General features: G+C 71.0%; 14 protein-coding genes and 2 pseudogenes. 4 read left to right on the forward strand and 12 right to left on the reverse strand.

Features of this window, described 5'->3' with window-relative positions; genetic code table 11:
* Window positions 1-630: 630 nt before the first annotated feature.
* Window positions 631-765: pseudogene (locus tag ACODT5_RS11125) on the forward strand (CorA family divalent cation transporter); the annotation flags it as partial.
* A gap of 240 nt (window positions 766-1,005) precedes the next feature.
* Here ACODT5_RS11125 and ACODT5_RS11130 read toward each other — a convergent pair.
* A complete protein-coding gene (locus ACODT5_RS11130; protein WP_422518998.1) occupies window positions 1,006-1,452 on the reverse strand; it encodes a hypothetical protein in 447 nt (148 codons plus the stop codon).
* A 1,395-nt stretch (window positions 1,453-2,847) separates the two neighbouring features.
* On the opposite strand from ACODT5_RS11130, the gene ACODT5_RS11135 reads away from it, so the two are divergent.
* Window positions 2,848-3,717: a cytochrome P450 gene (locus ACODT5_RS11135; RefSeq protein WP_422518999.1), complete on the forward strand. Its 870-nt coding sequence runs from the start codon at window positions 2,848-2,850 to the stop codon at window positions 3,715-3,717.
* A 31-nt stretch (window positions 3,718-3,748) separates the two neighbouring features.
* Window positions 3,749-4,510, forward strand: coding sequence for an enoyl-CoA hydratase/isomerase family protein (locus ACODT5_RS11140; protein ID WP_422519000.1), 762 nt, complete (start codon window positions 3,749-3,751; stop codon window positions 4,508-4,510).
* Between the two features lie 257 nt (window positions 4,511-4,767).
* Here the strand turns inward: ACODT5_RS11140 and ACODT5_RS46985 are convergent.
* Window positions 4,768-4,889 (reverse strand): annotated as a pseudogene (locus tag ACODT5_RS46985) (RHS repeat-associated core domain-containing protein); the annotation flags it as partial.
* Window positions 4,890-4,908: 19 nt separating this feature from the next.
* On the opposite strand from ACODT5_RS46985, the gene ACODT5_RS11145 reads away from it, so the two are divergent.
* Window positions 4,909-5,355, forward strand: a complete 447-nt coding sequence (locus ACODT5_RS11145; protein ID WP_479685662.1) for a hypothetical protein — start codon at window positions 4,909-4,911, stop codon at window positions 5,353-5,355.
* Window positions 5,356-5,659: 304 nt separating this feature from the next.
* On the opposite strand, the gene ACODT5_RS11150 is transcribed toward ACODT5_RS11145, so the two are convergent.
* From ACODT5_RS11150 to ACODT5_RS11195, 10 genes are all read right to left on the reverse strand, one after another.
* Complete coding sequence (locus ACODT5_RS11150) at window positions 5,660-6,430, reverse strand: thioesterase II family protein (protein WP_422519001.1); 771 nt, start codon at window positions 6,428-6,430, stop codon at window positions 5,660-5,662.
* A gap of 68 nt (window positions 6,431-6,498) precedes the next feature.
* The gene (locus ACODT5_RS11155) at window positions 6,499-7,818 is read right to left on the reverse strand and encodes an MFS transporter (RefSeq protein WP_422519002.1); all 1,320 of its coding nucleotides are present in this window, start codon (window positions 7,816-7,818) and stop codon (window positions 6,499-6,501) included.
* Window positions 7,815-9,080: an ATP-grasp domain-containing protein gene (locus ACODT5_RS11160; RefSeq protein ID WP_422519003.1), complete on the reverse strand. Its 1,266-nt coding sequence runs from the start codon at window positions 9,078-9,080 to the stop codon at window positions 7,815-7,817. Before ACODT5_RS11160 ends, ACODT5_RS11155 begins: the two co-directional genes overlap by 4 nt.
* A 97-nt stretch (window positions 9,081-9,177) precedes the next feature.
* Window positions 9,178-10,443, reverse strand: coding sequence for a cytochrome P450 (locus ACODT5_RS11165; protein WP_422519004.1), 1,266 nt, complete (start codon window positions 10,441-10,443; stop codon window positions 9,178-9,180).
* On the reverse strand, window positions 10,440-15,647 hold the full coding sequence (locus ACODT5_RS11170) for an amino acid adenylation domain-containing protein (RefSeq protein WP_422519005.1): 5,208 nt from the start codon (window positions 15,645-15,647) through the stop codon (window positions 10,440-10,442). The genes ACODT5_RS11165 and ACODT5_RS11170 overlap by 4 nt, the downstream gene beginning before the upstream one ends.
* 27 nt (window positions 15,648-15,674) lie before the next feature.
* On the reverse strand, window positions 15,675-18,851 hold the full coding sequence (locus ACODT5_RS11175; protein WP_422519006.1) for an amino acid adenylation domain-containing protein: 3,177 nt from the start codon (window positions 18,849-18,851) through the stop codon (window positions 15,675-15,677).
* A gap of 29 nt (window positions 18,852-18,880) precedes the next feature.
* A complete protein-coding gene (locus tag ACODT5_RS11180; RefSeq protein WP_422519007.1) occupies window positions 18,881-20,137 on the reverse strand; it encodes an ATP-grasp domain-containing protein in 1,257 nt (418 codons plus the stop codon).
* Complete coding sequence (locus ACODT5_RS11185) at window positions 20,134-23,115, reverse strand: amino acid adenylation domain-containing protein (protein ID WP_422519008.1); 2,982 nt, start codon at window positions 23,113-23,115, stop codon at window positions 20,134-20,136. The genes ACODT5_RS11180 and ACODT5_RS11185 overlap by 4 nt, the downstream gene beginning before the upstream one ends.
* Window positions 23,112-23,936, reverse strand: a complete 825-nt coding sequence (locus tag ACODT5_RS11190) for a mycofactocin-coupled SDR family oxidoreductase (RefSeq protein ID WP_422519009.1) — start codon at window positions 23,934-23,936, stop codon at window positions 23,112-23,114. Before ACODT5_RS11190 ends, ACODT5_RS11185 begins: the two co-directional genes overlap by 4 nt.
* Before the next feature lies 1 nt (window position 23,937).
* A complete protein-coding gene (locus ACODT5_RS11195; RefSeq protein WP_422519010.1) occupies window positions 23,938-24,747 on the reverse strand; it encodes a thioesterase II family protein in 810 nt (269 codons plus the stop codon).
* Window positions 24,748-25,331 lie beyond the last annotated feature (584 nt).

Consider the following 25,331-nt stretch of genomic DNA (forward strand, 5'->3'; position numbering starts at 1 on the left):
TCGGTTTTTCGACTGCAATCCCAGGTCGCGCCCAGCGCGGCAACGCACCTGCCGAAGCGGCCGAGTTCAGCCTGCTCGCCTCGGGCCGCCTTCCCGACATCGACCTCGCCGGCGGCGTTCGGCCCGGCCGGCGCCTGTCCGATGGGGCCTGTGAAGTGATCAAGGGCCGTGGCCTTCTGCCAACGTGGGCATGGACGCGTTGACCCTGTTGTCGCCGACGCCCTCCTTCCTCCAGGTGATCGACGCCGAAGCACGTGGATCCGCCGAGGATGAGCTGGTACTCGTCCTGACCGAATTCGACAGCTCGTAGTGGGACGTCAGGGCTGTCGACGAGCGGGTACTCAGCGAACTTCGCCACCACTACCCGGGTGCCAAGGACCTCTGAACGGGGCATTTCACTCCGCGCGGAGCCATAGGCGGATCGTGACCACGGTGACCGCCCCTGCCACAGTTGCTCCGACTCGCTTCCACTACGTTGCGTAGCTCGTCCCGGCACTTGGATCGGGCCCTGTCCTGCGGGCGATCCGCCTTTCCGGGCAACGGCGGTTGGGGAGAATCCGGTCAGAACTAAGCCCTCTTGGGGAGTGGCTGGGGAGGATCGGCCGTACAAACGGGCAGCACAGTGAAAGCGGCACCATCTACGGCATGAACTTCGAGTCGATGCCCGAACTCCAGTGGGCGGCCGGCTATCCGTTCGCCATCCTGCTAATGGCGGTGGTCTGTGTAAGTTTGTACGTAATTTTCAAGCGACGAGACTGGCTCTAGACTCCCCGCATCCCGCCCACTTCTCCTTCGCGGTTTGCTTTCGCATCAGCCACAGATCGACCCAGAACCGGCCGTGGGAGTCCCTGGGGAGTATGGATGCGGATGATCTCCTCACCGTGGCCCCAACAAGCCCGTGACCAGGCATTTTTGGGCGTCGGAGAGCTCTTGGGAGAAATTGGGGAGAAACGACTGGCAGTCGGCGCCTTGCGTCCGCCGCAACGAGCCCACCAGGCTTCCCGTTCAGCGCTCCGTGCAGAGCTCACCTAAGCTGCGGCGCATCACAGACAGCAACCTCCACGCGCTGGTCGTCCCCGACGGGCCGAAGCCGCACCGTCCGGCACGGGAACCTGGACTGGGGGCCCGCACTACGAGTACGACCTGGTCGGCGACCTGCTCCACCACCCGCCAGTCGAATCGGTCCTTGGCCCGGTCCTCCACCTCGACGACCTCACCACCGCCAAGACGGGCCGGGCGCGATCGCGGCGCCCGGCCTCCGTGCGAGAACACAAAGAAGTGGCCTGCGTCCAGCAGCCGGAGTTCGAAGGGGCCCGCGGCAGTGTCCTGCCAGGCGGACACGTCGGCGGGGGCGACCGCCGTGTCCCGGGTCCCCGCGAACGCGAACAAGGGGCAGCGCACCATGTGTATCCCCGGGCGGTAGGTGTCGAGCATCAGGAGGTCCGATTCCACGACGGTGAGCACAAGGTCCAGCAATTCGGGTTTGCCAAAGGCCTCTTGGGGCGTGCCCCCGAACCGCTTCAGAAGGTGTGGGCGGACCGCGGAAGCACGCGATCGAGCCTGGCGTCGACTTGGGCGGGCCGGCCGCCCTCCCGGAGGAGCCCTCTGGGCCGGCGCCCCCTCACCGTCCACGGGCGCCAGGAGGTCGGCGACAGGGGCGCCGCTGTGGGCCCCGACCGGACGAACCGCCAACCGTCGGACGCTAAAGCGGGCACCGCTCGGAAGCTCGGAGGAAGCGTCACGAGGAAGTCTCGACGAGCCGCAAGGCGCATAATCATGGCAATCGTGACAGAAGATGTCATCGGTGAGCCGATCGAGGCTTACGCGATCTACTCAGGCTGTGAGAGTCTCACTCTCGGCTTGCATATCAGGGCTCGGCATTCTGTTTCCACTTCCGGTCCAAGAAGGACCTCGCAGCAGCAATCCTCGAATCGATTCTTCGAGTCGACGGGCTTGTCCCGCAGGAAATCAAGCTTCAAGAGGTGGTCGGCGCCGGATTGATCCTGAGTCACAGGATCTCTCGGGACCCATGGCCGCATTACGCCTGTCGCCGACCCATGAGGCGCGAGATGCGTACGGAGCTCCCTGGCCTGGATGGATCAAAGCCAACACCGCCCAGCTGAACGACGCCCAACGACGAGGCGAGGTACGACGATGTACGAGAATCTCATGGCCGTAATCGCACCTCCGCGGATTCTCAAGCAAATCGACTACCCACGCAGTCGAGGCTGGGATCCCTATCAGGCCTTCCTCGACCAGGGGTCCTGAGGGCCTGCGGCCCTTCCCCGAAGTACGTGTGAACCCAGGGCGTTTTGTGCCGTCTGTTCACAAAAGCGACAATCCTTCGAACTCTCAAATGTGCGGTGTGGCGCAGATCGGTGTGGGGAAACTCTCCTTTTGCGTGGACGTTCAACGGTGAGGGTAGGCAGCACTGGCTATCGCTGTTCGATCTTGCAAGAAAGAGTTATTGTGAATACTTCCACGGCTACTGTCGGCGTCGACCGGCGGGCGTTGACGGCTATTTTTTCTCGGTTGCGAACAGAAGCGGGACAATCGGATCCATTGCCCGCCTATCGGCAACTCGCGAGAATGGGAGAGATTATCCCGGCGCCATGGGGTGGATACATTGTCACATCCTACGATCTCTGTGACCAGATCCTTCGAGACAAGGCTTGGAGCGTTCCCGACGCCGATTGGCGGACAAACCACTCGGCTCGATGGAATTCACCCGCCTCGCAGCAGATGGCCGCGTCTCTGCCGATGCTCAACCCACCCCAGCACACGAGGGAACGGCGGTCTCTGGGGAGCCTCTTCCCGCACAGCTCACTCGCAGCCCTTCGTCCGTCCGTGGAGCGGGCCGTCGACCGGCTGCTCACCGACTTCACGGACCAACTGCGCCATGGGCCAGCCGATTTCCACACACTCGTCAGCGAAGAACTGCCCATCATTGCCATCGGCGAGTGGATGGGGATACCTGCCACCGACTACGGACTCCTGCGCACCCTGACGCATGACCAGGTTTTCGCGCAGGAGCTCTTCCCCACTCCGAGCCAGCTGGCCCTCTCCGACAGCGCCACGAGGCAACTGCGAACCTACTTCAACGAGTTGATCCGTGCGCGCCGTAAGAACCCGGGGAGCGACCCGGTTTCGGAGTGGCTTCGGACCTGGGATGCGATCGAACCTGACCGGCAACGCGCAGACGAAGCCGTTCACGCTCTCGCGCTCTTCATGATTCTCGCGGCGCTGGAGACAACCTCGCATGTCCTGTCCACGTCGGTGCGCCTGCTCCTCGAAAACCCCGAGCATCTGGAATCACTGCGCCGTGACCCCGAACTCATCCCGGGCGCCGTCGATGAAGTACTGCGCTACGACGCCCCCATCCACATGATCAGCCGTGTGGCCCAGACGGATACCCAGCTCGGAGACACCCTGGTGCCGGCCGGCCACATGGTGCAGCTCATGGTGGGGGCCGCCCATCACGATCCCGCACGTTACCCCGACCCCCATCGCTTCGGCATCCGTCGCGGAGCGTCCCACCTGGCCTTCGGAGCAGGAATCCACTACTGCGCAGGCAACGCCCTGGCCCGGCTGGAAGTTGTCACCCTGCTCACCTCGCTCCTCAGTCGCTCGATACGGCCGCGCCTGAGCGGGCCCCCGCGATGGGCGCCCCGCGTAGCCTTCCGACGGATCACGTCCCTGCAACTCACCCTCACCTGACCACCACTCGAGAAACGAGACAGAACCCCACATGTTCATGGACTTCAAGACCCTCCAGGTGACCGACGAAGGGCCCATCCTCAGGGTGCAGCTCAACCGCCCCGAGACGGGCAACAGCGTCGACGGCCAGATGCTCAGCGAACTGCTGGCGGTCCTGCGCGCCCTGGAGGACGACAGCACCGTCCGCGTGATGGTGCTGTCCGGTGCGGGAGACCATTTCTGCCAGGGAGGTGACCGCGCGGAGTTCCCCGCACTGCTGGAGCGAGACCCGTCCGGCTCCGAGCTGAGGTCCCTCGCCGAAAAGGCCCAGCGGGTGTGCTCGACGCTCTCGCAACTGAGACTTGTCACCATCGCCCGCCTCCACGGCGATGTCATAGGCGCCGGCCTCGGCCTCGCGGTCTTCTGCGATCTGCGCGTCGGAGCAGACACCTCTCGATTCCGGATGCCGGAGGTTGGCCTCGGAGTCCCGCCCGCCTGGGGCGGTGTCCTTCCCCGTCTCGCGGAAGAGGCGGGGCAGGCCTGGGTTCGCCGGCTCCTGCTCACGGCCGAGGCGTTCGATGCCGCCAGGGCGGAGCAACTGTCCATCCTGCACGAGGTGGTGCCTGCCGGTGATCTCGACGCTGCAGTCGCGCGCTGGGCGAAGCCGATCATTCGTCGTGACCCGACTACCGTGCGGATCACGAAGAGCATGCTGAACGCGCGCGCAGGCGCAACTCAGCTTGCCGTCGCCTCGCACTTCGACGACGAGTTGCTGACGGCTGCTGTCGCCAGGCGGGCGTTGCATCGGCGGTGACTGCGGGCAGGTGCGGCGCCTGCTCTCGCGAACAGGACCAGGTGACTCGTGAGCCGCTGGGGGGGCTGACCACGACCGCCTCCTCGCTTCTCAAGTCCTGGGGAGATACCAGCCTGCCGCCACAGGGCCCGCCATGGCCCAGGGCGAAGTCGCCGGCCTGCAGCTCTCACGTCGCGAAGCCATCCCTGCCGCCGGGTTCACGGCCCCAGCCAGTGGCAATCCGCCGCATCTTCGCCGAACGCGTGCCTCGTGCACCTGGGAGCGAGGCCCAGGGGGGCCGGGGAGGCGTAGCGGCCTGTCTCGGGGTCGTAGTACTGGCCTGGGAAGCGGAGCGGGTGTACGTGCTGCTGTCGCGGGTCCAGGCGGTGGTGCCCCACAGGATGAGCTGGAATGACGGGATGAGGCATCAGGAAGTGCGCAGTAGTACGCCCGACGTGGCGATGACCGCGCAGCAGTTCAGAATCGTCTTCCAGGTGACGAAGGAGTTCGGCAACATCCCCGAGGAGCGGCTGGCGGCGGCCGGGATCCCGCCGCACTGCTCCGTCGACGTCCTGGAGTTGGCACGCGACATCAGGAAGAGCGTTGCCGTCGGCCCGGTGGATGTGCGCATCGTCTCGCCGGACTTCCCGGACGGGCGAACCCTGCGCGTTTCGGGCCCAGCGGGAGCGGGAGACGGGACGGAAGCCCGCAGGGAATTCCCTGCCGCGACCGCGAGGTGCTGGCGGCCATTGATCGGCTTGGCCGTCGAATCGCTGGGCGCGGAGGAGTTGTGGTTCAGGACCGGGTACAGCGGGGACGAGGTCGATTCGGCCTCGGCGCTGCTCGACGGCCTGTTCGCCATCTGATCGGCCCGGTCGTCGGAGGTTTGCTCACGGCGGTGGGGCCACCCGGGGCGCGAGGACGCCTCACCCGGGCCGTGGTGGAGCTCCGCGCCTGCCTGCGCCCAGGGGACACGGGGACAGGGGGACAGGGACCAGAACGTCTCGGTCTCGCTGCCGCCGACACGTTCCGGCAGCAGACGCTCGGCGGCCTCGTGGACGAGGCCACCGTGCGCTCCCTGGGGTTGAACCGGCCGTTCACCCAGGACGTGTACACGGTGGCCTGCCGGAAGTGGCCGCGGAAGATCAGGCCTTCGGCGCGAGGCTCACGTCACAGAAACTCCTGCGGACTCCTGCGAGCTCCTGCGACGGGGAGCCTGTCGAGCAGTTCTCCGATCACCCGTTCCGGCTGCTCGGAGAGGTAGAAATGACCGCCGGCGAACTCCACCACCTCGCTCGGTCCGGAGGTCCACTCGCCCCACCGGACCGCCCCTTCCCGGGACAGTTCGGCATCCTCGACGCCGACGAACGCGCTGACGGGGCAGGAGAGCAGGTCACCCTGGCGCGGCTGGTAGTCGGCGAGCAGCTCGTAGTCGCCACGGATGACGGGCAGCACCATCTCCCGCAACTCGGGAAGCTCGAGCAGATCCGGATCGATGCCGCCGAGCCCGGCCAGTTCGGCGCACAGGTCGTCGTCCGTCATCACGTGCTGACCTCGGTCGCGGCGCAGGCTCGGAGCGGCGCAGGCCGAGGCGAAGAGTCTCGCCGGGGCGGGGAGCCCCATCCGCTGGACGCGCAGGACGAGTTCGTGGCCGACCAGCGCTCCCATGCTGTGGCCGAACGCCACCCAGGGGCGGTCCAGCCAGGGAGCCAGTTCGTTCGCGAAATCGGCTGCCAGGTCCGCTATCGAGGCCGGCCAGGGGTCGTCGATCCGGTCGAGCCGCCCCGGCGGGCAGGCGACGATCAGTTCGACCTCGGGCGGAAGCAGCTGCGCCCAGGCCTGGTACAGGCTCTGCGAACCGCCCGCGTGGGGCAGGCACACGATGCGCATGGCCGCCCCCGGCCGGGGGAACGGTCGGCGCAGAGCCTTGCTCTCAGCCATGATCCGGTCAACTCCTCGTATTACTGGTGTGACGTCACATCTGCTACTTCGGGCGGTGGTTGCCGCGATCAGACGGCGGTCGCCGCGGCCGGGTCCGGCTGCGTGTCGGGGCGCAGCGCGGGCCGCTTCTCGGCCGCCTTGGCGAGCGGACCGACGATCGCGCCGGCGAGCAGGAAGAAGGCGCCGAGGACCGCCCAGCCCACGGTCCCGTTGCCGATCACGCCGACGGTGACGATGGTGGGACCGAGCACGAACTGGGTGCTCGTCCCCAGGTTGAAGGTGGCCAGGTACTCGGCCCGCGAGCGGTCCGGGGCCAATGCGTACGACAGGCCCCAGCCGCCCGCGGACTGGTAGAGCTCGCCCGCGGTCAGCAGGACCAGTCCGAGGACCAGCACGGCGACGACGGCGACCACGGGCAGGTCGAAGCCCGCCAGGGCGAACAGGGCGCAGGAGCCCACCAGGGCCACCGCCGCCTTGTGCATCGCCCGGACGCTGCCGGCGACGTTCTCGGTACCGGCCGAGGCCCGGACCTGGAAGACGACGGCGAGCACCGTGTTGACCACCAGCAGCAGTCCGACCAGGGCCTTCGGCGCGCTGGTGTGCTCGCTCACCCACAACGGCACGCCGATGCCGAGCAGTGCCATGTGCAGGACCAGCACGCCGTTGACACCGGAGACCGCCACGTAGCGCAGATCGCGCAGGGCGACCAGCCGCAGGGGCGACTTCTTGGCCTTCTGCTCCGCAGGGGCGGCCGGGTTGCGCAACTGGAGCCTGCTCAGCAGCAGTGCGGCGACGATGAACGACGCCGCGTTGCCCAGGACGATCACGCTGAAGGCCGCCCGGGTGCCCACCGCGATGGCGATGCTGGCGAGCAGGCCGCCGAGGGTGAAGCCCACGTTGAACACGACGCGCATGCGCGCCATCATCGCGACGCGCCCGTCGGCACCCGCCATCTGCTCGGCGAGGGCCTGGTAGATCGGGAACACCGCCTGCTCGCCGACGCCGAGGAAGGCCGCGATGAGCAGGAAGCTGAGGAAGTCGTCGGCGAAGACGTACGCGATGAAGCCGCAGGCCCGGTAGACGTTGAGGATCACCAGGAGCTTGCGCGGGGTCCAGCGGTCCGCCAGCCATCCGATCACCGGCTGGGCGGCGAGTCCCAGGAGGCCGGCGACCGAGAGGCCGATGCCCACCTGGGCCACGGTCAGTCCCACGACGGTGGTGAAGAACAGGGCCGAGCCCGCCAGGTACATGCCCGTGCCGATGGCGTCGATCAGCCCGATCGCGAGGAAGGCGAGGCCCCCCTTCGCGGCGGCCGGACCGAGCAGCTTCTCGCGCAGGCCGCCCGTACGGCCGCCCGTACGGCTGCCCTGCGTCTGCCCGGCGGTCACAGCGCGGCCTCGGCGTCCACGGTGATGCGGACGGCCCCGGCCGCTTCCTCGGCCGCGGTCCGGGCCTCGGCCGGCCCGGCGGCGAGCACCATGATCTCGCCGACCCTGTCCCAGGAGGAGCGGAGTTCGGCCACGTGGTCGCCCGGTCCCACGGTGACGGCGGCGCGCAGCACGCCGGTCCGCTGCTGTACCTCCTCGATGCCCGTCACCTCCCGGACCGTGCCCGCGGGCGCGGTCAGGAAGCGGATCGCCGCGCCCATCGGGGCGCCGCCGGGCAGCTTCGGGCTGCCGCCCGCCAGGAGTTCCACCAGCGCGCGGATCACGTTGCCGCCGTACGCCGCGTCGAGCAGGAAGGTGATCGAGTCACCGGGCACCCGGCCCGCGCATTCGATGAGGACCGGGCCCTCCTCGCCGAGCATCCACTCGGCGTGCAGGATGCCGGTGTCGTACCCGATGGCCTCGACGAAGCGCGTCATCGCTTCCTCGAAGCCGCGCCGTACGTCGTCCGGAAGGCCGGCCGGCACGACGTGGCCCAGCTCCACCGGGTAGCGGCCGCCGGCGGTGAGCTTGTCGGTGACGTTCAGGAACACGATCCGGCCGCCGCTCACCAGGGCCTCGACGCTGTACTCGTGCCCGTACAGACGGCGTTCGGCCATGTAGCGCCAGGCGAGCTCCCGGTCGGGCAGCATGATGTCGTCGCGGGCGGCGACGGTGAGCTCCCAGGCGGCGGCGATGTCGTCGCCCGGCTCCAGCAGCTGGACGCCCAGCGAGGCGTGCCGGTTCGCGGGCTTGAGGACGACGGGCCCGCCGGCGGCGAACTCCTCGGCGTCCGCGGGCCCGTGCACCTCGGTCCATTCGGGGTTGCGCAGTCCCCCGGCCTGCGCGGCGGCACGGAGCTCCAGCTTGTCCGTGAGCGCGGCGGCGGCCTTGGTGCCGGCGCCGGGCCTCCCCCAGCGTTCGGCGAGGACGGCCGCACCGTGGACGCCGTACTCCAGACCGGCGATGACAAGTGCGACGGGCTCTCCCGCCAGGTGCTCCTCGACGGCCTCGGCGAGCGCGAGGTCCTGGTGGTACGGGGCTGCGACGACGGAGCCGACGCAGCGCAGCGTGGCCGCGGCCTCGTGGACGTCGCGCTTGCGGATGATGTCGGGGTCCTCGACCACCACCACGCTGTTCTCCGGCAGGAACTGCTCCATCTGGTTCAGCAGCAGCTTGCCGAAGCCGACCATGATCACCCGGCCGGCGGGGAGTTCCATCTGCATTGGCTCTTCTCTCTGTTAATGGGCGCGGCGGCCCCGACGCCCCGGAGCGACTGCTCCGGGGCGTCGGGGGCGGGGCGTCGGGGGCGGGGGCGTGGGCTCAGGCCGGACGCAGGCGGATGTCGAACCGGTCGATTCCGGAGATGAAGTTCGACGGCCGGCGGATCAGGCCGGACAGGGCCTCCACCGACTCCACGCGCGTGAGCAGTTCGGTGAAGAGCGAGCGCATCTCCAGCCTGGCCAGTACGGCGCCCAGGCAGAAGTGCGGTCCGATGGTGAAGGACAGGTGGTTGTTGGGTGCGCGGTCGAGGCGGAACTCCTCGGGCGCCTCGAACACCTCCGGGTCGCGGTTGGCCGCCGAGAGCCAGACGCAGACCGTGTCCCCTTCCTTCAGCTCCGTTCCGCCGAGCACGGCCGGCCGGGTCACCGTGCGGATGAGGTGCATGGCGGGGGTGTCGAAGCGGAGCATCTCCTCGATCATCGCGGGGATCCGCCCGTGGTCCTCGCGCAGCCACTGCCAGGCGCCCGGCGTGGTGGCGAGCCGGAGCAGGCCGGCCGCCACGGCGTTCTTCGTGGTCTCGTAGCCGCCGATGGCCAGGTTGAGGCAGTTGAGCAGCACCTCGTCCGAGCTCAGGCGCTCGCCGTCCATCTCGATGTCCATCAGGCGCCGGACCATGCCGTTCGGGTCCAGCCGGTGCGGCTCCCCCTCGATGATCTCCACGAAGTACATGAGGAGGTCGTTGTTGCCGGTCTCGCTGAAGCGGCGGCGCTCGGCCAGGGTGGGCGCCGCGGCGCCCGCCGCCTCGGTACCGGTGATGGCCCGGCTGGCCATCGAGGCGACCGCCTCGCGGTCCTCCTCGGGGATGCCGAGGATGGAACCGATGGCGAGCCGCGGCATCGGGGCGGTCAGCGCGCCGACCGCGTCGACCTCGCCCTGCCGTACGGCCGCTTCGGCCAGCCGCCGGGCGTGCTCCTCGATGACCGGGGTGAGCGAATGGACGAACTGCGGGGTGATCGCCCCGGTGACCAGCTTGCGCAGCCGTGCGTGGCGCGGCTTGTCGGTCAGCTCGATCATCAGCCCCGCCGCGGGGTCGCGGACGCCGAGCGTGCTGTCCAGCGTCATGCCCCACTCGGAGCTGTACGTGGCCACGTCGCGCAGGACGGTGCGGGTGTGGTCGTGCCGGGTCACCGAGTAGAAGCCGGGCGCGTCCGGCCGGTCCTGCCAAGGGAGTTGAGGCAGGTCCCGCATCGCTGCCCAGACCCGGTAGGGCGGTTCCGGAACGAAGTTCGCCGGGGAGGAGAGGTCCGTGGAAAGGTCCGTGGAAAGGTCCACCGGCGCGGCCGCCGGTGCGTCGGCCGTCGTCATCGCTCCTCCCCCTTCGGCTCGGCGGACGCGGCGAGCGTGTCGAGGACGATCTCGACGACCTTGGCCGGCCGGGTACGCGTGAAGTAGTGGCCACCGCCGGGCATCTCCAGTACGCGCGGGACGCCGGTGAAGGGCTCCCAGTCCCGGTAGCGCTCCGCGAACCCGGCGGTGACCGGGTCGTCGGCCGCGTACACGGCCGTCGTCGGTACGGTCACCGGCCGCGCGGCGGCCGCCCCGCCGTCCCCGTACGCGTTCAGGTAGTACGCGTTGGCGCTGGTCGAGTCGTGCCGGAAGGTGCGCACGAGCAGATCGGCGTAGGAGGCTCCGAGCTCGTCGAAGCCCGTGAAGCCGGTCTCCACGGTGAGCCAGTGCTTGATGTCCTCGTACGTCATCGAGGAGACGTAGTCGATGGACTCGTGCAGGGCGGCGGCGTCGTACAGCAGCTTGGCGCCGATGAACAGGTGCTCCACCCCGACGTTGCGCGCCTTCAGCAGCCGCGCCACCTCGATGGCCAGCGCAGACCCGACGCAGTGGCCCCACAGGACGATCCTGCCGCGCTCCTGGCGCAGCAGCTCCTCGACCACCAGGCCCGCGATGTCGGCGACCTGCATCAGCTCGTCGGCGCCGGACTTGGGGTCGTGGCCGGGCAGTTCGACGCCCAGCACGGCGAAGGAGGAGTCCTTGCGCCGCATCGCGTCGGCGACCGGGCGGAAGTGCACCGCGTGACCGGCGCCGTAGGGGAAGCAGACGAGGGTCGCGGTGGGCCGGTCGTCGGCGGGCGTGAGCCGCACCAGGACACCGGATCCCTCGTCCTGGGTGAGCTTCTCGGCCAGGTCGGCCTGCTCGCCCAGACGGGAGTTGCGCATCACGTCCTTGATCGTCACCAGGCCGTTGAGCATCATCACCGCACGCATCGCCGCCAGCGAGTTGCCGCCGAGCTCGAAGAAGTCGTCGGTGAGCTTGATCGACGTGGGGTCGATGCCGAGGACCTCGCCCCAGACCGCCGCCACGCGCAGCGCCGCCGAGGACAGTTCGCCCTCGGCCTCCGGGGCGGTCTCCACCGCCACCGCGGGCGCCTGAGGCTCGTCGGCGCCGTCACCGGCCCGCTCCAGTACGCCGGTGGGCAGCCAGCGGCCCCGGCCGACGACGGATCGGGTGCCGTCGGCGCGCACCAGGGCGATGTCGCCCGGGGCGCCGATCGCCGCGGGCAGGCCCGACGGGTCGAGTACGACGACGCCGGCGCCGGACGTGAGGGCCCCGCCGTCGGCCACGGCCGGCTGCGGGCGGGAGCCGAACTCCGCCAGCGAGGCCAGTTCCTCGTCACCGAGCAGCGGCCGGGTCGCATGGGAGTCCGACGGATCGGCGGTCATCCGGTCGAGCGCGGCGATGAAGTAGCCGCCGATGCGCACGATGTGATCGTTGTCGAACGCGTCGGTGTGGTAGTGCAGGCTCAGCTGCACCTCGTCGGTGTAGAAGTGCCGGGAGAACTCCGAGCGGAACGGGAACTCCGTGATGGCCACGGCGCGGACGTCCAGCAGCGAGAACTCGGGCAGCTCGCGCAGCTTCTTCAGCGAGTAGAAGTGCGTGAAGTTGAAGACGGTCTCGAACAGCGGCACCTGGGTCTGCAGGTCCTGCTTCATCTTGGCCATCGGGTAGCGGCGGTGCGGCAGGAACGAGGTCTCGGCGTCGTAGATCTGCCGGATCAGCCCCTCCCAGCTGCCGTCGGCGATTTCCACCCGCAGCGGCACCGAGTTGAGGAAGAGGCCGCACGCCTTCTCCGCGTCCGCGACTTCCGGGCGGCCGCTGTGCTCGTAGCCGGTCATGACGTCCCGCTCGCCGGTCACCACGGCGTGCACCTTCATGTGGGCGGCGAGCAGCACGGTCTTCACCGGGACGCCGAGCCGTCCGGCCAGTGCCACGATCCGGTCGGAGAGCCCGCGCGGGAGCGGCACGTCCTGCAGGATGACGTGGAAGGCCGCTTCCTCGTCCCGCGGACGCAGCCGCGGGATGATCGTCTGCGGCCGGTCCTCCAGGCGGTCGAGCCAGTACTGGCGGTCCGCCTGCGAGTTGATCGACTGCTGTTCCAGGCCGATGAAGTTGCGCAGGTGGTTGGGGACCGGCTCGCCGGTGAACACGCCGTCGGTGCACAGGGCGTGGTAGATCTCGAACAGCTTGGTGTGCACCAGGTTGATGCTCCAGCCGTCCAGCGCCGAGTTGTGCTGGCTGATGCTGTAGCGGTACAGGTCGTCGCGCAGGACGTGGACGTGCAGCCGGATGAGACCGGGGTACTCCCAGTCGAAGGCGTGGGCCTTCTCCTCGCGCTCCCACTCCTCGTACCAGACCTCCTGGGCCGCCTCGTCGAGGTGGCGGACGTCGGCGATGAACACCGGCGGCGGGTCCACGGACTTGTGGACGAGCTGCAGGTAGTCGCGGAAGCCGCTCAGCCGGTAGCTCGTACGGAAGATCGGGTTGTGGTCGACCAGGATCCTTACGGCCTCGGTGAAGGCCTCGGCGTTGAAACCGCTGTTGATCAGGTAGCCGATGATGTCGTGGTACTGGGAGCTGCCGCGGGTCATCTCGCTCTGGAAGATGGTGCCCGCCGAGAGCATCGACATCGGGTAGGCGTCCTCGACGTCCTCCGGCAGACGGCCCCGCTCCTCCTCGCTGATGAGCTCGAACGGGGCGAACTCGTGGCGCAGTTCCTCCCGGGTGCCGCCTTCGTCCAGGACGGCCGCCAGGGCGGCGACGGTGGGGTTGGCGAAGAGCTGCTGGAAGGTGAAGGCCAGGCCGAGCCCCCGCGCCTTGGCCAGCACGGTGACGAAGTGGATGGAGGTGCCGCCGAGCGCGAAGAAGCTGTCGTGCACGCCGATCCGGTCGCGGCCGAGCACCTCGGCGATCAGGCCCGCCAGCGCCTTCTCGCTGTCGGTACGGGGCTCCACGTGGCCGACGGCCTCGGTGGCGGGCTCCGGCAGGGCGCCCCGGTCGAGCTTGCCGTTCGGGGACAGCGGGAAGGCGTCCAGCACGACGACGCGGGCCGGGACCATGTACTCGGGCAGCGTCCCGGCGAGGTGGACGCGCAGCTGCTGCTCCGTCGGCCGGTCCTCGGTGGTCTCGGCGGCCACGGCGTACCCGACGAGGCGCTGGTGCCCGTCCGTCCCGGTGCGCACCACGACCACCGCGTCGCCGACGCCCTGGTGGTCGAGGAGGCGGCGCTCGATCTCGCCCAGCTCGATGCGATAGCCGCGGAGCTTGACCTGGGAGTCGTTGCGGCCCAGGTACTCCAGGGACCCGTCCGGCAGGCGCCGGACGAGGTCACCGGTGCGGTAGGCGCGGGCCCCGCCCTCGAAGGGGTTCTCCACGAACCGCTCCGCGGTGAGTTCCGCGCGGTGGAGGTAGCCGCGGGCCAGGCCGTCGCCGGCGATGTACAGCTCGCCCGGCAGGCCGACCGGCCGCTCGCGGCGCTGCCCGTCGAGCACGTGGAGCCGGATGTTGTCGATGGGCAGACCGATCGGCACCACGGTGTCGTCGGCCGAGGTGCGGTGGTGGCTGACGTCCACGGTCGCCTCGGTGGGCCCGTAGAGGTTCACCAGCTCGGCGTGGCCGAGCAGTTCGGCGAAGCGGCGCACGTGGTGCACGCCCAGGGCCTCGCCACTGGCGAAGACCCGGCGCAGCGAGGAGAGGCGCCCCTGGGCTCCGGTGGCCGCCACGTAGTCGAGGAACGCGCCGAGCATCGTCGGCACGAAGTGCAGGGTGGTGACCCGGTGTTGCTCGACGGCGGCCACGATGGCCTCCGGCTCGCGCTCGCCGCCCGGCGCCAGCAGGGCGACGCGGGCGCCCTCGATGTGCCACCAGAACAGTTCCCACACCGAGACGTCGAAGGAGACGGGCGTCTTCTGCAGGATCGTGTCCGCGGCGCCGATCGCGTACGCGCGCTGCATCCAGTGGAGCCGGTTGACGACGCTGCGGTGTTCCACCACCACGCCCTTGGGGGCGCCCGTGGAGCCGGAGGTGTAGATGACGTACGCGGCGTCGGTCGCGGACCCCGTCTCCAGGGGCTCGCCGGCGTCCTGGGAGGTGTCCGCGGACAGCTCCAGCACGGTGACGGAGGACGGCACCAGGTCGGCGCGATCGCGCTGCGCCAGGACGATCGCCGCCTTGCTGTCCTCGAGCATGTACGTCATGCGCGCGGCCGGCAGGGAGACGTCGAGGGGCAGGTAGGCGGCTCCGGCCTTCAGGACGGCGAGGATGGCGACGAGCATCTCGACCGACCGCTCGGCGAGGACACCGACGATGGCCTCGCGGCCCACGCCCTGCTCCCGGAGCGTGCGGGCCAGCCGTGTGGTGGCGCGGTCGAGCTCGGCGAACGTCAGGGAGACCTCGCCGGACACGACGGCGACGGCGTCGGGGGTCGCCGCCACCGTGCGGGCGAAGAGCTCCGGGAGGGTCACGTCGCCGGGGAACGGAGCGGTGGTGTCGTTGGCCGCGGCGACCACGGCCGCATCCGCCTCGGTACTCAGGTCCAGCTCCGAGAGCGCGGTGTCGGGCGCTGCCAGGGCGGCGGTGAGCAGCCGGGCGTAGTGGGCGGCGAGGCGGTCGGCGTTCTGCGGGGAGAATCGTTCCGCCTCGGTCCGTACCTCGACGGCGAAACCGGTCTCGGTGCGCCGTACGTGGAACAGCACGTCGGTGGCGACCGCGTCGACCGCCTCCGCGGCGTGCAGGCCCTCCAGCGCTACGGCCACCTCGACCTCGGCGCCGGCCAGCTCGACCGGGTAGTCCTGGTGGGCGAGCACGTCCAGGGTCGCCCGGCGCAGTCGGCCCAGGAGGGTCTTGAGGGTGTCCTCGGCGAGCAGTTCGAGGCGGGTCGGAAGGACCCGGGCCAGGGGCTGGGGCACGGTCGGAGGCTGGCCGACCACCAGGTCGCGCTCACCGGTGTACGCGTTCAGCAGCGCGATCGCGGCCGCGGTGAACAGCGTGTGGAGCGTGGTGTCGTCGCCACGGCTGACGGCGGTCAGCCGCTCGGCCAGCGCGGGATCGAGGTCGAGCACCGCGGCCGGGCGGGTGCGTCCGGTACGGGCGGCGGCGGGGCGGTCGGCCGGGAACCCGGTGGCGCGGGACCCGTCGAGGAAGCCGGCCCAGAACGCCGCCGAGGCGGGCCGCTGCGAGGCGGCGATCTTTCGCTGCCCGACGGTCAGGTGAGAACTCATGAAAGGTGGTGCTCCTCGGCGTGTGGATCAGAAGTCGAATGCGATGCCGGGAAGTTCCGGCGCGGCCGTGGTGTCGGTGGCGGCGGGGCCGGCCGGCCGTCCCAGCGCGGCGACCGTCGTGTCCGGGTGCGCGAGCGCCCGGTCGAGGATGCCAAGGAGGGTGTCGCGGAACGCGGCGACCGTGGCACGGTCGAAGAGCTCCGTCGAGTACTCCCACTCGATGTGCAGGTCGTCCTGCTCCTCGAAGACCTGCATGTTCAGGTCGGCCATGCCCTGTCCTGTGTGACGGGGCCTCAGCAGGACGCGCTCCCCGAGGAAGTCGGCGGCCTGCAGGGCGCTCGCCTGGAGCGCGAGCAGGGTGTCGAAGAGGGGGTTGCGGCCGGGCGTGGGCTCCCCGGCCTCGCGGACGAGTTCGCCGTACGGGAAGTCCTGGTGGGCGAACGCCTCGCGGGCGGTGGTGGCCGCCTCCTCGACGAGCGCGCCGAACGGCTTGTCCCCCGAGGGCCGCAGCCGCAGGGACACCGTGTTGACGAACATGCCGACCGCGGTGTCAAGGCCGGGGGCGGTACGGCCGGATGCCGGCACCCCGACGGTGATGTCGTCCTGCCCCGTCACCACGGACAGGAAGACCGCGTACGCGGCCGCCAGCGGCGCGAAGAGCGTGACGGAGCGCTGCGCGGCGAAGGTGCGCAGCGCGGCGGTGCGTCCGGTCCCGAGCCCGAACGGCAGCAAGTCGCCCGCGTGGGTCCGCAGGGCGGGCCGGGGGCGGTCGGTGGGCAGCTCGGCCGGGGCGGGCCTGCCCCGGAACGTGGAGGTCCAGTACGCGCGCTGCTCCTCGGCGATCCCCTTGCCCTCCCCGGCGGCCGCCCAGTGGGCGTAGTCCCGGTAGGGGTGCGCGACCGGCGGCAGTTCCCGGCCGTGGTACAGGGCGTCGAGATCGCCGAAGAGGTGTCCCAGGGACAGTCCGTCGACCACCAGGTGGTGCAGGTCCACGAACAGCACGGCCCGGCCGCCCGACCGGTGCAGGCCCGCCCGGGCCAGCGGCGCGGCCGCCAGGTCGAAGGGGCGCACCAGCTCGTCGAGCCGCGGCTCCCCCTCGGTGACGCGCAGCTCCGATACGACCTCGGCGTGCACCACCTGTACCGGTTCGTCCTTCAGCAGGAACGCGGTGCGCAGCACCTCGTGACGGCGGACCAGTGCGCGCCAGGCCTCCGCGAGCCGTGCCTCGTCCACGTCGGCCGGCAGGTCCAGCAGCAGCGGCACGTTGTACTGGACCGAGGCCTCGTCCCGGTGCTGCGCCACGAACAGCGGGTACTGCTGCGGCGCGAGCGGGTAGTGGTCGGCCGGCGGGGCGGCGGGCAGTTCGGCGGGCCCCCGGGGCTCGGGCGCCCGGGTGCCGAGCAGGACGGCGAGGTCCTCGACGGTCGGGTTGCGGAAGATGTCCGCGACGGTCACGGGAACGCGGAATTCCGTGCCGATGGCGGTCGCGAGACCGGCGGCCATCAGCGAGTCGACGCCGTGGTCGAACGCCGAGTCGAGCACCCCTACGGTGGCGCCGGGCAGCACGCTCTCCCAGATCGCCACCAGCCGCTCCTCGACGGCGTCCCGCGGCGGCACGTGCTCCGCCGGCAGGTCGTGGAGATCGGCCGGATCGGGTAGCGCCGAGCGGTCGACCTTGCCGTGGGCGGTCAACGGGATGGAGTCGAGCAGGACGAGGTGCCCGGGGATCAGGTGGCGCGGCAGCCGGTCCGCCAGGTGCTCGCGCACCTCGCGCACGTCGAGCGGTTCGGCCTCCGTGAAGTAGGCGGCGAGGTAGCGGTCGCTCGCCTCCCCGCCCTCGCGCACCAGCGGTACGACGACGGCCTCGCCGACGGACGGGTGTCCGCGCAGCACGGACTCGATCTCCCCCGGCTCGATGCGGTAGCCCCGGATCTTCACCTGGCCGTCGGCGCGGCCGAGGAACTCGAAGATCCCGTCCGGGCGCTGTCGTGCGAGGTCGCCCGTGCGGTACATGCGTCCGCCGGGCAGGAAGGGGTCGGACAGGAAGACCTGCCCGGTGAGCTCGGGGCGGCCCAGGTAGCCGAGCGCCACGCCGTCGCCGCCGACGTACAGCTCGCCCTCGGTGCCCGGCGCCACCGGAGCGCCCGACGGGTCCAGCACGTAGGCGGTCGAGTGGGCGATGGGCCGCCCGACAGGCAGCGGCCCGCCGGTCTCCTCCGGGCCGATGCGGTGGGTGGTGGAGAAGGTGGTGTTCTCCGTGGGGCCGTAGCCGTTGACGACGCGCACCCCGGGGCAGGCGCCCAGGACCGCGGCGACGTGCTCGCCGGCGACCACGTCGCCGCCGACCACGAGGTCGTCCAGCGGGGCGAAGACGGAGGGGTCCTGCCGGGCGATCCGGCTGAAGAGGGGCGAGGTGAGCCACAGCGTGGTGACCCCGTGGTCCCTCAGCGCGGCCCCGAGGCGACCGGCGTCCAGAACGGCGTCCTCCTCGGGCAGCACCAGCGCGCCGCCGTTCAGGAGCGGGCCCCAGAGCTCGAAGGTGCTCGCGTCGAAGGAGACCGCACCGGTCTGCAGGACCCGCATCCTCTCGGAGAACGCGACGAAATCCGTACCGCGGACCAGCCGGACCACGTTGCGGTGGCACACCATGACGCCCTTGGGCCGTCCGGTGCTGCCCGAGGTGTACATCACGTACGCGAGGCTCTCGGCCCCGACTCCGTCGGGCTCGCCGGCCTGCGGGTCCCCGGTCTGCGGGTCCCCGGCCTGCGGGTCCCCTGCGTCCGGGGCCCCCGCGTCCGGGGCCAGGTCGTCCCGGATCGCCATCTCGGTCGCGCGGCCGCCGGGCGCCCCGCCCTCGCGGTCCCCGAGCAGCAGCCGCACCCCGCCGTCGTCGAGCAGGTACTCCACCCGCCGGTCGGGTTCGGAGGGGCTGATCGGCAGGTACGCGGCTCCGGCGCGCAGCACGGCCAGGTTGGCGATCACCCACTCGGGGCTCCGCTCGGCGCGCACCGCCACGAGCTCCCCGGGGCGGATCCCGTACGCGAGGACGCGGGCGGCGAGCCGGGCCGAGCGTTCCGCCAGGTCGCGGTAGGTCAGCGTGCCGTGCTCACCGACCACCGCGGGCGCGTCGGGGGTCGCCGCGGCCTGCCGGAGGAACAGCGCGTGGATCGTCGCGTCGCGCGGGTAGCCCTGTGTTGCTTTCATCGTTCGTTCCATCTCTTCGTGCTCTCGCCTCACGCGCCCGCGCCGGCCGGCGGCGCGAAGGCGGGGCGGAAGGTGGCGGTGATCGACTCCGCGACCGTCCGCAGGGTGTCGTGGTCCGGAGCGGAGCCGAAGACCACGCCCAAGTGGCTCTGGGTGCCCTCGCGCCAGTCCACGAGCCGCCCCGGCTCCGCGTTCGCCTCGACGTTGCGCACGCCGGGCAGCCCGGCGAGCTCGGACAGCCCGCTGACCGAGGCGAGCGTGCCCGCCACCACCGGCGGGGTGAGGAAGTACTGGTAGGTGACGCCCCGGTGGCGGGCCGCCGGGATACGGGGCTCCCCGCCGAGGGCGACGTCCAGCGCGATGCGCACCAGGTTGATCCCGGTGGCCCGGCGCAGGATCTCCGGGACGTATCCGCCCAGTCGGCCGTTGACCTCGATGATGCGGGGGCCGTCCGGGGTCAGCTTGATCTCGGTGTGGGTGATGCCGTGGCGGACGCCCAGGGCCCGCACGGCGGCGGCCTCCAGGGCCAGGACCTCGGCGGCGGCTTCCTGCGACAGCGTGGCCGGCAGCAGCATCCCGGTCTCGCGGAAGGGTTCGGCGAGGGCGAACTTCCCGGTGACGCAGACCTGCCGGGAGGCGGAACCGGTGTGGACGGACTCCACGGAGACGTAGTCCCCCCAGAACCCGCCGGCCACCCGGGGGTCTCCCTCCAGCATCTGCTCGGCGACGAACTCGATGCCGGCCGGGCGGGCGGCCGCCGTGGCGAGGAACTCCTCGGCGGAGTCCACCCGGGTGGTGTGCAGGCTTCCGGCACCGATCCGCGGCTTGATCACGGCCGGTACGCCGACCAGGTCGAGCGCCTGCGCCGGATCGTCGCCGATCACCGCGCAGCGGGTGGCCTGGACCCCGGCCTCGGCCAGGATCCGGCGTTGCACCAGCTTGTCCACCAGCGCCGGGATCAGTTCGACCGCGTGGTAGGGCAGCCCGAGACCGTGCGCCAACCGGGCCGTCTCGGCGAGCTGGTACTCGCTGTAGGTCACGACGCCGTCGACCCCGGCCTCCCGGAGCAGTCGCAGCCGCTCCCGGGGATCCCGTCCGGTGACGTCGACGACCTCGCCGAGGGCGAGCATGGACTGCCGGGCGGCAGCGGCCCCGGGCCGGTCGAAGTCCGCGACGAAGACCACTTCGCAGAGCCGGTGGGCGGCGGCCAGGATGTCGTTCGCCGTGGCGGAGCCCAGGTCGTAGACGACCGCGACTCGAGGCGTCTTCCGTATGCCGGCGGTCATGACTGCTCCGCCCCGGCCTCGGCCGCCTGCCGCGCCGTGAGGTGTTCCACGAGGAGCACCGCCGTCGGCTGCAGGTAGAGGTCGCGCAGGGGTACGGGCGGCAGGCCTTCCCGGCGCAGCGCCGCGGAAAGCCGCACCGCGAGCAGCGAGTTGCCGCCGAGCTCGAAGAAGTCGTCGTCCGGCTCCACCTCGGGACCGAGGGTGGCCCGCCAGGCGCGCAGGACCACGTCGGCCAGGCTCTCCCGCTCCGCGGGGGCTTCCACCTCGGTCGCAGCAGCGGCGTCGGCGGCGGCCTCCACCGCGGGAAGCTGGTCGGGCTTGGGCAGCTTGGCCGCGTCGACCTTGCCGTTCACGGTGAGCGGGATCTCGGACACCGCGGTGATGGTGGCCGGCACCATGTGCTCCGGGAGGACCTCGCGCAGCCGGCGCCGGACCTCGGTCACCGAGCCGGACGGCCGCAGCACCACGTAGGCGTCGAGGCGCACGCCGGCCGCGTCGCCGTCGCCCTGGTTCAGTACGACGGCGCCCGCCGAGACGGTGGGGTCGTCGAGCAGGACGGACCTGACCTCGCCGAGCTCGATGCGGAAGCCCCGTACCTTGACCTGGTCGTCGATCCGGCCCAGGTGGTCGAGCCGTCCGCCCGGACGCAGCCGTCCCAGGTCGCCGCTGCGGTAGACGCGTTCGCCGGTCAGCGGATCGTCGACGAAGCGTTCGGCGGTGAGCTCCGGACGGTTCAGGTAGCGGTCGGCCACGCCCGCGCCGCCGACGTAGATCTCGCCGGGGACGCCGAGGGGCTGGACGCGGCCCCGGTCGTCGCGCACGGAGAGGGTCCATCCGGGCAGGGCCGTTCCCACCGAGCGGGACCCGGCGGCCACCTCGACGGGGGTGACCGTCTGGGTGGTGACGTGCACGGTGGTCTCGGTGATGCCGAACATGTTCACCAGCCGGCACCGGTCGTGCGGCTCGCGCCGGAACCACAGATCGAGGGAGCGCACGTCCAGCGGCTCACCGCCGAAGACCACGAGCCGCAGGGCGAGCGACTGCTGCTGGTTCAGGTGCACGTCGCGCAGCGACGCGAACGCGGAAGGGGTCTGGCTCAGCACGGTGACCCGGCGCTGGACGAGCAGCGCGTGGAACTCCTCCGGGGAGCGCGAGACCCAGTACGGGACCACGACGAGGTGGCCGCCGGTGAGCAGGCAGCCCCAGATCTCCCATACGGAGAAGTCGAAGGAGCTGGAGTGGAACAGCGTCCACACGTCGTCCGGGCCCAGCCGCATGTCCCGGGTGGTCGCCGCCATGAGCGCACCGACGTTGCGGTGGGGGACGACGACGCCCTTGGGCTTACCGGTGGATCCGGAGGTGTAGATGACGTAGGCCGGCGCGTCGGGGTCGTCCGCGGGCTCGGGCGCCGCGGCCGTGGATCCGGCCAGCGCGCTCGGGTGGACCACGGTGACGCCGTCGATGGCGGGGAACCCGCCGAGGGTCGTGACCACGAGGCGCAGCCCCGCGTCCTCGGTGGTGTAGCGCAGCCGCTCGACGGGGTAGCGCGGGTCCATCGGGACGTAGGCGGCCCCGGTCTTGAGCACCGCGAGGAGGGTGACCACCAGGTCGGTGTCGCGGTCCAGGCAGACACCCACGAAGTCGCCCGGGCCGACGCCCCGTTCGCCCAGTGCGGCGGACATCCGCGTCGCCGCCTCGTCGAGCTGCGCGTACGTCAGCTCGCGCTCGGCGTCGGACAGCGCGGTCGCGCCGGGCCGTTCGGCGGCGAGCCGGGTGAAGGCGGCGTGCAGGGTGGTGGCCGGCTGCGCGGTCGTGGCCTGCCGCGCGGGGGCGGGCTGCGAGCGTCCGAGGTCCAGCAGGGCCGCGCGCTCCTCCTCGGCGATCAGCTCGACGTCCGCGCCCAGCAGGATCCGGGCGTCGTCCGGCTTGGCACCGACGAGCGCCGCCAGGCGGCCGACGTGCCGGGCCAGTTGCTCGGCCACCTCGGGGTCCAGCACCGACTCGTCGTAGTCGAGGCGGCCGCCGAGGGAGCCGTCGCGTCGCGGCTCCCAGGTGAAGGTCACCGGGAACGGCAGCTCCAGGAAGGGCCGGTACGCCTCGTCCTGGCCCGACAGCTCCACGATTCCCACGGCGGGGACGGGCTGGTCGGCGCCGACGGGCGTGGCGGAGGCGATGGCGCGCTCGGCCTGCTGGACCAGGTCGGTGACCGGGGTGTTCTCGTCGACGGTCAGGCTCACCGCGGCGAACCGGTCACGGCCCGCGCGGTCGGCGGTGAGCAGGCCGACCGTCCGCCCGCGGTCCGCGTAGCGGGACAGCACCAGGGCGGTGGCGGCGATCAGGACGGGGGTGACGGGCTCCGGGGCGACCTCCACGGGGCCGATCCGCACGACGCCCGTGGCGCCGGCGCGGCGCGCGTTGCCCAGACCCCAGGCCGGCGGCGCGGCGTCCACGGCGCTGTGGCGCGTCGGTTCGCCGGGGGCGGCGAGCCGGGCCGCATCGTCCGCGGCGCCGGACAGGATCCGGCCGACGAGGTCGAGTCCGGCGCTGTCCGCGGCGCGGCGGTGTGCCACCAGGACCAGGTCGGCCGGGCCGTCGGCGTAGGAGAGCAGGACCATGCGCAGCCGGGCGCCGTGGCCGACGGTCCGGGAGCCCTCACGGGCGCGCAGCGCCTCGGAGGCGGGGTCGGCGGCGGCGGTGACCACGTCCTCGACCCACAGCCGGAGGTCCGCGGGCAGCGCGCCGGCCTCCTGGGCGGCGGTCAGCAGCCCGGTGATGCGGTCTGCGGTGAGGCCTTCGGGCATCCGGCGGACGAGGCTGTGGCACGCACGCGCGGGCCGCGCGTCGAAGGCCGTCCCCGCGAAGAAGTCGGCAGCGCTGCCCATGGGTCCGGCCGTCGGGGGCGGGCTGATCCGGGTTGACATGCTGGTCTCCTGGCTGGTGCGGGCGGTGGGCGCGGTCGTGTGGTCGGGTCCGCTCATCGCGTGCTGAATCCGCCGTCGACGGTGACGACGCTTCCGGTCACCTGTCGGGTGTCGTCACTGGCGAGCCACAGGGCCGCCGAGGAGACGTCCTCGGGGTTGACCAGGGCGTTCATCGGCTGGGACTCCAGGAACGCGGTCTCCTGGTCCTCCGGTGCGACACCGAGCGAGCGGGCGACCTCCGAGAGCATCCGGCCTTCGAGGGCGGGCTCCTCGCGGACCTGTCCGGGGCACAGGGCGTTGACGCGGATGTGCAGGGCCGCGTAGTCGAGCGCCGCCGCCTTGGTCAGCCCGATCAGGCCGTGCTTCGCGGCGACGTAGCCGGCGAAGTAGCGGTAGCCCACGAGCCCCGCCGTGGAGGAGACGTTCACGATGCTGCCGGACCGCTGCTTCGCCATGGAGGGCGCCACGGCCTTGATCATCCGCCAGGCGCCGGACAGGTCGACGTCCAGCATGACGCGCCACTCGTCCTCGGTGATCTCGTGGCTGGCCTTGCCGGAAGGGGAGGCGATGCCGGCGTTGTTGACCAGGACGTCGATCCGGCCGAACCGGTCGAGGGCATCGGCGACGGCGGCGTCGATCTCCTTCTGCTGCCGCACGTCCGCCCGGGCGGTCAGCACGGAGGCACCGCGCTCGCGGCACATCCGGGCGGTGGCCTCCAACTGGTCGGCCGTGCCGAGCGGGTACGGCACGTCGGCGATGTCCGCGGCCACGTCGAGCAGCGCGAGGTCGGCGCCCTCCTCGGCGAACCTCAGGGCGCAGGCACGGCCGAGGCCGCGGGCCGCGCCGGTGATGAGGACGGTCTTCTGGGAAAGTCGCACGTCAGTTCTCCGTACGCCCGGACCGCAGCCGCGAGGCGATCAGCTCGAGCAGCGACTTGGCATCCGCGTCGAGGTACATGTGGTCACCGGATACATCCACGGCGGTGAACGTCGCGCTGGTCGCGTCGCGCCAGTGATCGGCCGCGTCGGCCGAGACGAGGTGGTCGTCGACGCCGCGGATCGAGGTGATGGGCGCCGCGAGCTTGCGCTCGGAGGTGGGCGCGTAGGCCTCGTGCATCTCCACGTCGGCGCGGAGCGTGGGGAGCAGCAGCTCGCGCATCTCCGGGATGTCGAAGGCCGGGTGCGTGTAGCCGGCGAACTCCTGGACCCTGGCGAGGAACGCGTCGTCGTCCAGTCCGGTCGCCCGCTCCGTACGTCCGTTCCACGGCCCCTGCGATCCGCTCACGAACAGGTGAACCAGCTCATGGGCACCGTGGTCGGCGATCCGGTGGGCCAGCTCGTACGCGAGGATCGCGCCGAGGCTGTGGCCGAAGACGGCCACCGGCCCTTCTCCGGTCGCTGCGAGGGCGGCGTCGAGCAGTCCGTCGGCCGCGGCCTGCACGTTGGTGTACGGGTCCTGGTCGACCAGGCGCTCACGGCCGGGCAGTTGGATCGGCTTGACCTCGACGCCCTCGACGCCGAGGGAACGCCAGGGCATGTAGAAGCTGGCGCCGGCTCCGGCGAAGGGCAGGCACAGCAGAGGTATGGCATGAAACATGGGGCTCATGGCTCCGTGAAGGAAGTTCGAACAAGGACGGGATCGGTCCGTCACGAGGGATGTGCGCGGGCCGCTGACAGAAGCCGCCGGCATGGGTGAATGCCTTAGGACGGCAGGCAGCCCGAACCACAAGGGCAGGAAATTGGACAGAGCGTCAAGTTCGCCTCACACAAAAGAAGACAGCGGCGCCATCACTCAGCCCCCGTGCCGCTCGACGATCCGGATCATGCAGCAGGCCGCAACGGTTGTCGAGCCGCGATTCCGATGGCCCAGAGACGTGACGGCCCCCTGACGCAAAGCCGCAGCAACGGAAATCCCTTCGGCTGCCGAATCGGGCGGACCAGGCGAAATCAGCCGCAGAGCACCGCCTACACCGAGGCTCCCTGACGGATTCGCGAGGTTTCCAGCCATCGACCGCATCGGGAACCGGCCACCGAATGCCCGTGAAGCCGGGGCCGGTTCCGCCTTGCGGGCGGGTCCGCGTGTCCCGCCGGCGGGACACGCGGACCCGCCCGCCGCCTGCGTGAGGTGAATCCTTTCGGCCAAAACTGCGAAGGTTTCATGGAGGCCCCGGATCGCACTTGACAGGGGCCATCCCCGCCCACAGGATCACTCGAACAGGGCGCGAAAAACGGGGAATTACCAGGGGAACTGCCAGGGGAATTGGCCAAAGACAG

The sequence above is a fragment of the Streptomyces tatrensis genome, from assembly GCF_049310065.1.
Lineage (GTDB): Bacteria > Actinomycetota > Actinomycetes > Streptomycetales > Streptomycetaceae > Streptomyces.

Excerpts from the sequence above, each read along its gene's own strand:
- ACODT5_RS11140 (WP_422519000.1), top strand. The coding sequence starts at position 3,749 with ATGTTCATGGACTTCAAGACCCTCCAGGTGACCGACGAAGGGCCCATC.
- ACODT5_RS11145 (WP_479685662.1), top strand. The coding sequence starts at position 4,909 with ATGAGGCATCAGGAAGTGCGCAGTAGTACGCCCGACGTGGCGATGACC.
- ACODT5_RS11150 (WP_422519001.1), bottom strand. The coding sequence starts at position 6,430 with ATGGCTGAGAGCAAGGCTCTGCGCCGACCGTTCCCCCGGCCGGGGGCG.
- ACODT5_RS11160 (WP_422519003.1), bottom strand. The coding sequence starts at position 9,080 with ATGCAGATGGAACTCCCCGCCGGCCGGGTGATCATGGTCGGCTTCGGC.
- ACODT5_RS11165 (WP_422519004.1), bottom strand. The coding sequence starts at position 10,443 with ATGACGACGGCCGACGCACCGGCGGCCGCGCCGGTGGACCTTTCCACG.
- ACODT5_RS11170 (WP_422519005.1), bottom strand. The coding sequence starts at position 15,647 with ATGAGTTCTCACCTGACCGTCGGGCAGCGAAAGATCGCCGCCTCGCAG.
- ACODT5_RS11175 (WP_422519006.1), bottom strand. The coding sequence starts at position 18,851 with ATGAAAGCAACACAGGGCTACCCGCGCGACGCGACGATCCACGCGCTG.
- ACODT5_RS11180 (WP_422519007.1), bottom strand. The coding sequence starts at position 20,137 with ATGACCGCCGGCATACGGAAGACGCCTCGAGTCGCGGTCGTCTACGAC.
- ACODT5_RS11185 (WP_422519008.1), bottom strand. The coding sequence starts at position 23,115 with ATGAGCGGACCCGACCACACGACCGCGCCCACCGCCCGCACCAGCCAG.
- ACODT5_RS11195 (WP_422519010.1), bottom strand. The coding sequence starts at position 24,747 with ATGCCGGCGGCTTCTGTCAGCGGCCCGCGCACATCCCTCGTGACGGAC.